The organism is Rahnella sp. Larv3_ips (assembly GCF_003697865.1).
In the GTDB taxonomy this organism is placed as follows: domain Bacteria; phylum Pseudomonadota; class Gammaproteobacteria; order Enterobacterales; family Enterobacteriaceae; genus Rahnella; species Rahnella rivi.
Genome location: NZ_MJIB01000003.1, coordinates 215511 through 227968, shown reverse-complemented (window position 1 = coordinate 227968; position 12458 = coordinate 215511). Strand labels below are relative to the sequence as shown.

The following is a 12458-nucleotide window of genomic DNA, read 5'->3' as shown; positions in this document are numbered from 1 at the left end:
TTGGTTATCAAAAAATTTATGTAGTCCCTCAAAACACCTGGAAAACAGTTAAAAGGAAACGTCCGGCATGTCTAAATTTTTCATGAATGACCGCAAGACTCTGATTAACGATGTTATCGAAGGGGTGATCCTGACCTCTCCCTACAAAAATCTGGCAAAACTGGACATCGATCCGGCCATTCGCGTCGTTGTGCGGCGCGACTGGGATAAGAAAAAAGTTGCGCTGATCTCCGGCGGTGGCTCGGGCCACGAACCGGCGCACGTCGGGTTTATCGGCAAAGGGATGCTGACCGCGGCGGTATGCGGCGAAGTGTTCGCCTCGCCGAGCGTCGATGCGGTGCTGAACGCGATCGTGGCGGTCACCGGCAAAGCGGGCTGTCTGCTGATCGTCAAAAACTACACCGGCGACCGTCTGAATTTCGGTCTGGCCGCCGAGAAAGCCAAAGGCATGGGCTATAACGTCGAGCTGGTGATGGTGTCTGACGACATTTCCCTGCCGGACAACAAGCAGCCACGCGGCATCGCCGGTACCGCACTGGTGCACAAAATTGCCGGTTACGCGGCAGAGCAGGGAAAATCTCTGAAAGATGTCACTAAAATCGCCCAGCAGGCGATTGATGCCACCGCCAGTATCGGTGTGGCGGCGGCCGGTTGCAGCCTGCCGGGTGGCGGAGAAGATGAAGAAGAACAACGTATCGAATCAGGCCACGTTGAGCTGGGTTTAGGCATTCACGGCGAGCCGGGTGTGTCGAAGATGAAGACCCAGAACAGCAAAAAAATCGTCGATACGCTGGTCGAAAAGCTCCAGCCGCATGTGAAGAAAAGCGACAAGCTGGCGGTACTGATCAACAACCTCGGCGGCGTTTCTCCGCTGGAGATGAGTCAGATCACCAAAGAAGTGGTGCATTCCGCGCTCGGCGGGTCGATCCGTTATCTGATTGGCCCGGCTTCGCTGGTCAGTGCGCTGGATATGAAAGGCTTCTCGCTCTCGGTGATTGCGCTCAAAGGCGGCATTGAAGAAGCCCTGCTGGCAGAAGTGGAAGCGTCCGGCTGGCAGCCGCTGGTGAAGCTGGAAAAACTGGCGACCAAAAAAGGCAAGAAAATCAGCGATAAGAAAACGGTAAAAGCGTCTTCTAATGCGCAGGTCAGTAAGATCGTGGAAACCATTACCCAGACGCTTTCCGATCTCGAAGATGAGCTGAACAAACTCGACGCCAAAGTCGGTGACGGCGATACCGGTTCGACGTTTGCTACCGGTGCCCGCGATATCCAGAAACAGAACAAAGCGAAAAAACTGCCGCTGAACAATGTGGCGGATCTGCTCGGTGTAGTGGGCGATCGTCTTGCCGTCGTGATGGGCGGATCCAGCGGCGTGCTGATGTCGATCTTCTTTACCGCTGCCGGTAAAAAGGTGGAAGAGGGCGAAAAATTGCCGAAAGCCTTACTGTTCGGGCTGGAGCGTATGAAGCATTACGGCGGTGCCGATCTCGGCGATCGCACCATGATCGACGCCCTGCAACCGGCGCTGGAAGCACTGGGCAAGAAAGATGCCCTGAAAGGCGCGGCCAAAGCGGCGGCCAAAGGCGCGAAAGATACCGCCAGCATGAAGAAGGCCAACGCCGGCCGTTCTTCTTATCTGAGCAGTGACAGCCTGAAAGGGGTGAAAGATCCGGGCGCGGTGGCTGTCGAGAAAGTGTTTGAGGCGCTGGCGAAGAAATAAGTTTGCCGTAGTCATCTAAAAAGCCTGCCGGGAAACTGGTGGGCTTTTTTAATGACCTTTATGGCTAAATTTAGCATTTAAGGGGCTTTTTTATGGCCTTTAATTTATTTTTATTTTAAGGGGTATTATTCTGTCCTTTAGATGCTATATATTGGTTTAAGGGTCATTAAAAAGATCTATAAATTGGGTGAGTGAGCGATGCCGAAAGTTAATTATTATGCGATGACCGATGCTGCCATCGCTCAGGAAATTGGTCAGCGTCTCGAACAGATCCGTCTTGAGGCCAATATTCCGCAGCGCGTGATCCTGGAAGAACTGGGGATTTCGAAAGGGAGCTATCGTAATGCACTGAAAGGAAAAGCGAAATTTGAAGTCATCATCGGTATCCTGAGAATATTAGGCAAACTGGAAAATTTGGATAGCTTCCTGCCTCCCGCCCCCTTTAGTCCTATCGAGCTGCTGAAGTTAGAAGGTAAAAAGAGGCAACGTGCGGGATCGAAAAAAACGAATAAAACATCTGAAAATGGAGATTTAGGATGGTGAATCATTCTGTTGCGCGCGTCGAAATGTGGGGGCATTGGGTTGGAGCGCTGTCATATGATTCCAACACCGGCTTGTGTGCTTTTCAGTATGAAGACAGCTGGATCCGTCGTGGTATTGAAATTAGCCCGATAAAAATGCCCTTATCTTCGCAGGTTTATCAGTTCCCTGCGCTTGCCCGAGATACTTACAAAGGGTTGCCGGGGGCTTTTGCGGATACCTTGCCCGATGATTTCGGTAATGCGGTCATTGACGACTGGCTGGCACGAACGGGGCAGGACAAAGCGCGGTTTTCAGCGCTTGAACGTCTTCTCTACACCGGCATCCGTGGAATGGGGGCGCTGGAATACCTGCCTGTCATTGACCGTGGACTCAATGCCGCAGACCAGTTAGACCTCAATAGTCTGGTTAAGATGGCACAATCCGTTGTGAATCAGAGGGCTGGTCTGGAAGAGCATCTTGAAGAACCCGATGCTCAGAGTGCTTTCATGCATATTTTACAGGTCGGGACCTCAGCGGGTGGGGCCCGCCCTAAAGCCGTCATTGGGATCAATCGGGAGCGTACAGAAATTCGTAGTGGTCAGGTCGATCTTCCCGCCGGATTTGAACATTACTTACTGAAGTTTGATGGTGTCGTCGAATCATCAAAGTCTAAAGAAACCTTCGGTGATCCGCAGGGGTTTGGACGAATGGAATTTGCTTATTACCTGATGGCTAAAGAAGCGGGGATCGCTATCTCGCATTGCGAATTGTTACCAGACGGGGATCGCGCACATTTTATGACCCAACGCTTCGATCGTGAAGGCAACCGAAAAATTCACTATCAGTCTCTATGCGCAATGGACCATGCAGACTATAAGCAGCCAGGACACTACAGTTATGAGCAATTATTTACTCTGATGCGTGTGTTACGTCAAAGCCGAAGCGAAGCATTAGAACTGTATCGTCGAATGGTGTTTAACATCGTTGCCCGAAATCATGATGATCACACTAAAAATTTTGGATTTCTCCTTAACGAGCAGGTTCAGTGGAAGCTGGCTCCGGCGTTTGATATTGCTTACAGCTATAAACCCGGTTCGCCGTGGGTTAACTCTCATCAGATGTCGCTGAATGGCAAACGCGATAATTTTACACGGCAGGATCTGCTGGTGCCTGCGGCTTCTTTTCAAAAAGAAGCGAATCAAATCATCGACGAAGTGATCGATATTGTCAGCCAGTGGCCCCGGTTTGCTAAAGAAGCTGGAGTATTTCCTGCATTTGCTGATGAAATTCAAAAAAATCTGCGCCTTAAACTGTAGATTCACACGCTCAATGTCAGGCCTGCCGGGAAACCGGTGGGCTTTTTTAGTGCGAAGAGCAAAATTGATCTAAAACAAGTTACCGTCATTTGCCCGCCCGTGCCCCAGGCCACACCTGTATAATTTGCGGCCAATTATTTGCCGCCGACGAAGAACCTGTTTATGCCAATCAGCCTGATCCAACCCGATCGCACCCTGTTTTCTTATCAGCGTTACTGGGCCGAATGCTACGGCACTGCGCCGTTTTTCCCGATGACCCGTGAGGAAATGGATCAGCTCGGCTGGGACAGTTGTGATGTGATCGTGGTGACGGGCGATGCGTATGTCGATCATCCGAGTTTCGGTATGGCGATCGTGGGCCGTATGCTGGAGGCGCAGGGGTTCCGCGTGGGGATCATCGCGCAGCCGGACTGGAGTAACAAAGACGATTTCATGCGTCTTGGCAAACCGAATCTGTTTTATGGGGTGACCGCCGGCAACATGGATTCGATGATCAACCGCTACACCGCTGACCGAAAACTGCGTCATGACGATGCCTATACGCCTGATAACGTCGGCGGCAAGCGGCCTGATCGTGCCACGCTGGTCTACTCCCAGCGCTGCAAAGAAGCCTACAGCGACGTGCCGGTTTTGCTCGGCGGTATCGAAGCCAGCCTGCGGCGCATTGCGCATTACGATTACTGGTCCGATACCGTACGCCGTTCGGTGCTGGTGGATTCCAAGGCCGACATGCTGATTTATGGCAACGGCGAACGCCCCCTGGTGGAAGTGGCGCACCGTCTGGCGGCGGGCGAGGCGATCACTGACATTCATGACGTGCGCAATACCGCCGTGATGCGTAAAACCGCACTGATTGGCTGGAGCGGGGTGGATTCCACCCGCCTCGATAAACCGGGTCGTATTGAGCCGATCATGAACCCGTACGGCGAAGATTTGCCCTGTTCAGAAGGCGAACTGCCCGCACCCGACGCGGCGCAGCCGGTCACCGTTCGCGCGCCAAAACCGAAGCCGTGGGAGAAAACCTACGTGCTGCTGCCGTCATTTGAAAAAGTGAAGGGCGATAAAGTGCTGTACGCGCACACCTCGCGCATTTTGCATCACGAAACTAACCCTGGCTGCGCGCGTGCGCTGATGCAAAAACATGGCGATCGCTATGTGTGGATCAATCCACCGGCGATCCCGCTGTCTACTGAGGAAATGGATGCAGTGTTTGCGCTGCCGTTCCAGCGCGTGCCGCATCCGTCTTACGGCAAGGCCACCATTCCGGCGTACGACATGATCCGTTTCTCGATCAATATTATGCGTGGCTGCTACGGCGGCTGTTCGTTCTGTTCGATCACCGAGCATGAAGGGCGGATCATTCAGAGCCGTTCGGAAGAGTCGATCGTCCGCGAAATCGAAGAGATCCGCGACAATGTGCCCGGTTTTACCGGTGTGATCTCCGATCTCGGTGGCCCGACGGCCAACATGTATATGCTGCGCTGCCAGTCGCCAAAAGCCGAACAAAGCTGCCGTCGCGCCTCCTGCGTGTATCCTGAAATTTGTACGCACATGGACACCAACCATGAGCCGACCATCAACCTTTACCGCCGCACCCGCAGCCTGAAAGGCATCAAGAAAATCCTGATCGCTTCTGGCGTGCGTTACGATCTGGCGGTGGAAGATCCGCGTTATATCAAAGAGCTGGCTGAACACCACGTAGGCGGGTATCTGAAGATCGCGCCGGAGCATACCGAAACCGGGCCGCTGTCGAAAATGATGAAACCGGGTATGGGCAGTTATTACCGGTTCAAAGAGCTGTTCGACAGCTATTCGAAACAGGCCGGGAAAGAGCAGTACCTGATCCCTTATTTCATCTCGGCGCATCCGGGCACGCGCACTGAAGATATGATCAATCTGGCGTTGTGGCTGAAGAAAAACCGCTTCCGGTTGGATCAGGTGCAAAACTTTTATCCGTCGCCGCTCGCCAGCGCCACCACCATGTATTACAGCGGCAAGAATCCGCTCAATAAAGTCGATTACAAAAGTGAAGACGTGGTGGTGCCGAAGGGCGATCGTCAGCGCCGGTTGCATAAAGCGTTGCTGCGCTATCACGATCCGGTGAACTGGCCGGTGATCCGCGAAGCGCTGACCGCAATGGGTATGCGCCGTCTGATTGGCGTGCGCCCGGATTGTCTGGTGCCGCCGGACGGGTTTGATCCTCGTTTCGCTCCGCCTCGCTCGGGGATCGCACGGCCTGCGGCGACCCGCTTTACCGCATCGAAGGCACAGGATCCGGCAAGAGGATCAGGGAAAGCACGCGCGGGGAAAAAACCGGTCGCCGCAGGGCCGGCAACAGGAAAAGCCGGAAAACCGGCAGCACAGGGGAAAGGTGAAAACCGGGGAGTCAGTCGAGGTAAAAGACCGGTTTAAGATCGTCACTTATCGGGCTGTTATCGGCATTGGCAGGCATCACGTCTGCCATATGCTTCCACCACTGCTGGCAGATGTCCGTTTTCGCCACCGCGTTCCATCTCTCTTCTGATTCAATTTCCACATAACCAAACAGCAGATTGCGTTTTTCATCCAGAAAAATGCTGTAGTGATGCGCGCCGTGGGCTTTCAGCGTTTCTGCCAGTTCCGGCCAGATTGGTGAATGACGACGCTGATATTCGTCGTGCGCATTGGCGTTAACCTGCATCACGAAAGATTTACGGATCATGTTTTCTCCTGCCTGGTTTGCCTCCTCCCTCTGTGAAGAGGGAGGAGTAAAGAAATCGCCCCTGCTTTTTCACTCTTCACAGAGGAAAAAGCGAAAAACTACATTGCCTTCAGATACAACTCGCGCACTTCTTCGCGCGTCGGCGTCCTCGGATTGCATGGCGCGCAGGGGTCTGCCAGCGCTTTGTCCAGCCAGCCTTCAATGTCGGCCTCCTGAATCCCCAGCGCTTTGAAACCGGACGGGATCCCCACACGTGCCGACAATTGACGGATCGCATCAATGGCCGCGATGCTCGCCTGTGTTTCACTGATGCTTTGCGTATGTACGCCCATCGCGCGGGCGATATCGGCAAAGCGGTGCGGGGCAGAAGCGCGGTTAAATTCTTCGACGACCGGCAACAAAATCGCATTACAGACGCCGTGCGGCAAATTGTGCGTCGCGCCCGGCTGATGCGCCATGGCATGAACCAGGCCCAGACCGGCGCTGTTAAACGCCATGCCTGCCAGATATTGCCCCTGCGCCATTTTCTCACGCGCTTCCAGATTATCGCCGTGATCCACCGCTTTTGGCAGCCATTGGGTAATGGTTGAAATCGCGGCCAGCGCGGTCGGGTCCGTCAGCGGATGCGCGCCGAGTGACACATAGGCTTCAATGGCGTGGGTCAGCGCGTCCATGCCGGTGGCTGCGGTCACATCCGCCGGGATCTTCAGCATTACCGAAGGATCGTCTACGGCGATATCCGGGATCAGGTTGGCATCGATGATCACTTCTTTCACCTGACGCTGGCTGTCGATGATCACCGCATTGCTGGTGAGTTCTGCCGCTGTGCCCGCTGTGGTGTTGATGGCCACCAGAAAAACGCCCGGTTTAGTGACCTTGCCTACACCGGAATACATCGTGGCGGGCCCCGGATTGGCGGTCAGAATTTTAATGCCTTTGGCGGTATCAATCGGGCTGCCACCGCCGAAAGCGATGAGGTAATCGCAATGATTGTCCTGAAACAGACGCAAGCCTTGATCAACATGGGCGGAGGTGGGATTGGGCACGACGCCACCGTACAGGGCGTAGGGCAATTCTGCTTTTTTGAGTGCGTGGAATAAACTATCAAGCAGGCCGAGTTCGACTAACTGGCCGTCGGTAACGATCAGCGCTTTGCCGGGTTGTCGGGTTGCCAGCATCGCCACCATATCTTCGATTGCGCCCTGGCCGTGAAGGCTGATTTTAGGAAGTGCCAACATAAAACTCATAAAAAATCCCTCTAAGAGTAAATAGAACTGATGTTCTGTGTGGCGATGCTCCCGGGTCTTTGCCCGTTCTTGCTACGGGGAACATCCTCTGTTCCCCGTGCAGGATTTATCGTGTCCGGAGCAGCAACCGCCGGATCAGGCTTTCAGTGCCGCCTCGAAAGGCGTGACCTCAAAACGTTTGCCGAGGGCAATCAGTTCGTCGGTCTGAATGGTCTGTTTCATGCCCCCCATGGAAATCACTTTGACCAGAATCTCTGCCGATTTTTCAGCGGTGTCGATCAGGCCAAAGGCGTCATCCAGCGTCGGACCGCAGCCGAAGATACCGTGGAACGCCCACAGCACCAGGCTGTGATGTTGCATCTGATCGGAAGTGGCGGCGCCAATGCCGTCGGTGCCCGGCACCATCCAAGGCACAATGCCCACGCCGTCGGGGAACACCACCAGACATTCGGTGCTGCATTCCCACAGCTTGCGGGTGATTTTGGCGCTGTCGAGTTCCAGCACATAAGTCAGTGCGATCAGGTTGGTGGCGTGGCAATGCATGATCACCCGGTCCTGCCCGTTCGTGACACGTTTACGTACGGCGTGAGATTGCAGGTGTGACGCCAGTTCTGAGGTCGGCAGGCCGCCTGCGGTCAGGCCCCACAGAATTTTGTAGCTGGCGCCTTTGTCATCGAGCTGAATCACCGTCAGCGCTTCCGAAGGGGCGAGCTGCACGTTACGGAAGAACTTCCCGGAACCGGTGACGATGAAGTATTCATTCGCCAGATCCGGCGCATGTTGAGTCAGTTCCACCGTGCGGGGCTGGGCGTAAAAATCATTTTTGTAGGGGGCAATATCTTCCGGTAACAAACGCATGCTGACGTTGCCGCCGTTACGCTCATCCCAGCCTTTCAGCCACATATCTGTGGTTGCTTTAACCATGCCCTGTACAAACCACGCGCTAAATAATGTTTTCATCAGTTCTTTCCTGCGAATAAGGTGAATGCGTTCTGTTGTGATAAGCGATTGTTAACGTTTTGCCAGCACGCTGGTTTCGTAGTGGCGGACGGCATCCAGCCACTGGCCGCCAACCGGCACGTCGTGACGCTGGCAATACATGTCCCAGACCGCCTGCCACGGCAGCGATTTCTGTTCTTCCAGCAGGGCCAGGCGCGCAGTGTAATCGCCTTCGGTTTCCAGCTTTTTCAGTAATTCGGTCGGCTCCAGCAGGGCTTTCAGCAGTGCTTTTTTCATGTTGCGCGTGCCGATAACCCAGGCGGCGATGCGGTTGATGGAAGCATCGAAGAAATCCAGCCCGATATGCACGCGGTTGAACAGATTGTGACGAACGATTTCGCTGGCAATGGCCTGCGTTTCGTCGTCGAGCAGCACCACGTGGTCGCTGTCCCAGCGCACAGGGCGGCTGACGTGCAGCAGCAGGCGCGGCACATACAGCATGGCGGCGGAAATTTTGTCGGAAATCACTTCGGTCGGGTGGAAGTGTCCGGCATCGAGGCACAGCGCAGTGCCGCGGCTGGCGGCGTACCCGAGATAGAATTCGTTGGAGCCGACGGTGTAGCTTTCAGAACCGATGCCGAACAATTTGCTTTCGACCGCGTCGATGTGTTCGGTGAGCGCAAACTTCTCAGAAATCACTTCATCAAGCGCACTCATCAGGCGCTGGCGCGGTGCCAGACGATCGACGGTGACGTCTTTCATGCCGTCCGGCACCCAGATATTCATCACTGACGGCGTGCCGAGCGCACGGCCAAACGAGGCGGATACGCGGCGGCTGGCCTGACAATGTTCGATCCAGAACTGACGGACTTCAGGGTTGGCGCTGGAAAGGGTAAACCCGTCGGCGCTCATCGGGTGTGAGAAACATGACGGGTTGAAATCCAGACCCAGTTTGTTTTTCTTCGCCCAGTCTACCCAGCCGGTAAAATGCTTCGGCTCGATTTCGTTACGCGGCACCGGCGTGTCGGATTCCAGGTAAATAGCGTGCAGGTTCAGACGATTAGGGCCGGGGATCATGGAGATCGCCAGTTCTAAATCTGCCCGCAGTTGCTGCGCATTTCGCGCTTTGCCGGGATAGTTGCCGGTCGCCTGGATCCCCCCGGTCAGGCCGCCTTCCGGGTTCTCAAAGCCCGCGACGTCATCCCCCTGCCAGCAATGGATGGAAACCGGCAGAGTATCGAGTTGGGTGATTGCGGCTTCGGCATCAATGCCCAGCTGCGCAAAGCGTTCTTTAGCAAGCGTCCATGCGTGATCGATAGATGAAGTCATACTGCGAGCTCCTCATTGACGTGACAGAGCGCCTCAAAACGGCGCCAGTGAATAGCGAAATCCGCGTGAACACGGGGAATGTAATGGTGCTGTTCGAAGTTCGAGGCCACGATACGACGAAATTCAGCGGTGTCTTTAACGGCGTTGAGCGCCATCAGCTGGCAGCCGATATTGCCGAGCGTAGAGGCTTCAACCGGCCCGGCACTGACGTTGACCTGACAGACGTCGGCACACAGCTGGTTAAGGAACTGGTTCTGGCTGCCGCCGCCAACAATATGGATATCTTCCAGCGGCGCGCCCTGTAAATCAGCCAGTTGCAGCGCGATTTTGCGATACAGCATGGCCAGACTGTCGAAAATACAACGCGCCAGTTCGGCCGGTGATTCCGGCACCGGTTCGCCAGCCTGCTGGCAGGCTTCGCGGATGGCATTGACCATCGACGGCGGATTGATAAAGCGGTCTTCGTTCGGATTGATCAGGTAAGTGAACGGGGGAATGTTTTTTGCCAGTGTGATCAGTGAAGGCAAATCCTGAATCCCCAGTTCCCGGCAAACCCGCTGGAACAGCCACAGCCCCATAATGTTGCGCAGCACCCGATAACTGTCGTTGATGCCGCCTTCATTGGTGATGTTGTCGTGCAGCGCCTTCGTCTGATTGAACGCTTTCGGACTTTCGATGCCCATCAGCGACCAGGTGCCGGAGCTGAGATAAGCGCTGTGCGGGCCGGTCAGCGGTGCGGCGACCACGGCGCTGGCGGTATCATGCGAAGCGACGCTGATAACCGGCACGCTGCGCCCGCGCGGGCTGTGCCAGACTCCCTTTGAGTTTCCCGGTTGCGTCGGTTTTTGCAGCCAGCGGCGTGGAACACCCGCCAGTTTCAGCAGATCCTCGTCCCAGTCACCGGTGGCGATATTCAGCATTTGCGTGGTGCTGGCGTTGGTATATTCCCAGTTCAGCGCGCCCGTCAGGCGGTAATGGAAATAGTCGGGGATCATCAGCAGATGTGCGGCTGTGTTCACGACCTCGGGCTGTTGTTCGGTCAGCGCCCGCAGCTGATAAAGCGTGTTGAACGGCATAAACTGGATGCCGGTTTTCTGATAAATGGTGTGGCGGCCTGCCTGCTTTTCCATCCGCGCCATGACGCCGTCGGTGCGGCTGTCGCGATAGGCCACGGCTAAACCCACCCGCTGGCCCTGTTCGTCGAGCAGCACGTAATCCACCCCCCAGGTATCGATGCCAATACCATCGAGCGGGACGCCGGAAGAATCCAGACGGTTCAGTCCTTCCAGAATGTGCTTTTCAAGGTCATCCAGATCCCAGGTATCGTGGCCGTCAACGTGCTTCAGAGTGTTAGGAAAACGGTGAATTTCTGTCAGCGTCAGCGTTGCGGCTGAATCGGGATCCTGGCGGGTAAACGTGGCCAGCATTACACGGCCGCTGGAGGCACCGAGGTCAATAGCGGCAAGATGGTGAGTTCTCATAGCGGCCATTCCTTGTTGAATATGCTGGCCAGTGTAGGGGAGGTGGGGCGGGGGCACCTTCCGGTGATTGCCACGGGTTTTAACCGGATGGCAGCATTAAAAAGGTAGATGCGAGGCAGATCACAGTTCAGCCCAAAGACCTGCGGACGGCGGTGATGAAAACGGCAGGTAACGCGAACACAGCGATTGTGATCCTCGCCGCAGATCTGCATCACCACCGGGGGAATCTTGAAAAAATGACCGTTTATGCCGTTTTTAGCGCCGCGGTTTGAAGGTAAGACGGCGTGGCACAAGGTAGGGTGGGTTCCCCGAAGCACATGAATGTCTAAACCGGAGGCGATCAATGACGCTACTGAAGGGTGATGATTATTTTGCGGCACCTGAGCTGACGGTGACCGTTGAGCGACGTCTTCCGCAAAGTGTATTCCCGGAGCACTACCACGATTTTCACGAGATTATGCTGGTGGAAAGCGGCTCCGGCGTGCACATCTTTAATGATAATCCCTATACGCTGACGGCCGGCACCGTGTGTTTTGTGCGCGCAAGCGATCACCATTTGTTTGAAAACGTGGAGAATCTGCGGCTCACCAACGTCCTTTTCCGTTCGCCAAAAGCATTCCGTTTTATTCAGGACGTCGGCCATTTCCTGCCACAGGAGCATCATTATCAGGCGCAGATCCACTGGCAACTCAGCCCGCACGTGGTCGTGCAGGTGCTGGAGTGTATTGCGCAGCTGGAAGCGCTGCCGGACAGCATTGAAATGGAGCATATCGCCACACGTGAAAGCCTGTTCCTGCAGTTGCTGATCCTGCTTTATCAGGATTGTTTCCAGCCACAATTGCGAGACACCTCTGAAAACAAAGTCAATCAACTGTTGCAATGGCTCCAGTCACATTACAGTGAAGAAGTTAACTGGACTGAAGCCGCAGACCGTTTTTCTCTGGCGCTGCGCACCCTGCACCGGCAGATGAAGCATTACACCGGCCTGACGCCACAACGGTATCTCAACCGTCTACGTTTGCTGGAGGCGCGCCGTCGTTTACATCACAGCGATCAGAGCATTACCGATATCGCCTATGCCTGCGGGTTCAGTGACAGTAACCATTTTTCGACGCAGTTCCGTCGGGAATTTTCGGTGTCGCCAAAACTCATGCGTGACCAGTTACGTTAAGCGGCACCTCTCGCGGCCTCAGGAATTATCTG

At 55.0% G+C, this 12458-nt stretch carries 10 protein-coding genes; 5 read left to right on the top strand and 5 right to left on the bottom strand.

The window, feature by feature from the left end; translation table 11 throughout:
- Positions 1–67: 67 nt before the first annotated feature.
- The 4 genes from ED901_RS01030 to ED901_RS01015 all read left to right on the top strand — a co-directional run bounded on the left by ED901_RS01030 (position 68) and on the right by ED901_RS01015 (position 5970).
- Positions 68–1720 (top strand): dihydroxyacetone kinase subunit DhaK, encoded by a 1653-nt coding sequence (locus ED901_RS01030; protein WP_122094282.1) that lies wholly within the window; start codon positions 68–70, stop codon positions 1718–1720.
- A gap of 198 nt (positions 1721–1918) precedes the next feature.
- Positions 1919–2263, top strand: coding sequence for an XRE family transcriptional regulator (locus tag ED901_RS01025; protein WP_122094280.1), 345 nt, complete (start codon positions 1919–1921; stop codon positions 2261–2263).
- A complete protein-coding gene (locus ED901_RS01020) occupies positions 2257–3558 on the top strand; it encodes a type II toxin-antitoxin system HipA family toxin (RefSeq protein ID WP_122094278.1) in 1302 nt (433 codons plus the stop codon). Before ED901_RS01025 ends, ED901_RS01020 begins: the two co-directional genes overlap by 7 nt.
- A gap of 162 nt (positions 3559–3720) precedes the next feature.
- On the top strand, positions 3721–5970 hold the full coding sequence (locus tag ED901_RS01015) for a YgiQ family radical SAM protein (RefSeq protein ID WP_122094276.1): 2250 nt from the start codon (positions 3721–3723) through the stop codon (positions 5968–5970).
- Here ED901_RS01015 and rhaM read toward each other — a convergent pair.
- From rhaM to rhaB, 5 genes are all read right to left on the bottom strand, one after another.
- On the bottom strand, positions 5945–6259 hold the full coding sequence (gene rhaM / locus ED901_RS01010; protein ID WP_056776618.1) for an L-rhamnose mutarotase: 315 nt from the start codon (positions 6257–6259) through the stop codon (positions 5945–5947). The two genes, ED901_RS01015 and rhaM, sit on opposite strands and share 26 nt — an antisense overlap.
- Positions 6260–6357: 98 nt before the next feature.
- On the bottom strand, positions 6358–7506 hold the full coding sequence (gene fucO / locus ED901_RS01005) for a lactaldehyde reductase (protein WP_122094274.1): 1149 nt from the start codon (positions 7504–7506) through the stop codon (positions 6358–6360).
- Positions 7507–7641: 135 nt separating this feature from the next.
- The gene (gene rhaD, locus ED901_RS01000) at positions 7642–8466 is read right to left on the bottom strand and encodes a rhamnulose-1-phosphate aldolase (protein ID WP_056776624.1); all 825 of its coding nucleotides are present in this window, start codon (positions 8464–8466) and stop codon (positions 7642–7644) included.
- Between the two features lie 51 nt (positions 8467–8517).
- Positions 8518–9774, bottom strand: a complete 1257-nt coding sequence (locus tag ED901_RS00995) for an L-rhamnose isomerase (protein ID WP_122094272.1) — start codon at positions 9772–9774, stop codon at positions 8518–8520.
- Entirely contained in the window at positions 9771–11255 is a 1485-nt protein-coding gene (rhaB, locus tag ED901_RS00990) for a rhamnulokinase (RefSeq protein WP_122094270.1), read from the bottom strand. The genes ED901_RS00995 and rhaB overlap by 4 nt, the downstream gene beginning before the upstream one ends.
- Before the next feature lie 343 nt (positions 11256–11598).
- Here rhaB and rhaS point away from each other — a divergent pair, with 343 nt between their 5' ends.
- On the top strand, positions 11599–12426 hold the full coding sequence (rhaS, locus tag ED901_RS00985; protein WP_056776633.1) for an HTH-type transcriptional activator RhaS: 828 nt from the start codon (positions 11599–11601) through the stop codon (positions 12424–12426).
- The last annotated feature ends 32 nt before the right edge of the window (positions 12427–12458 follow it).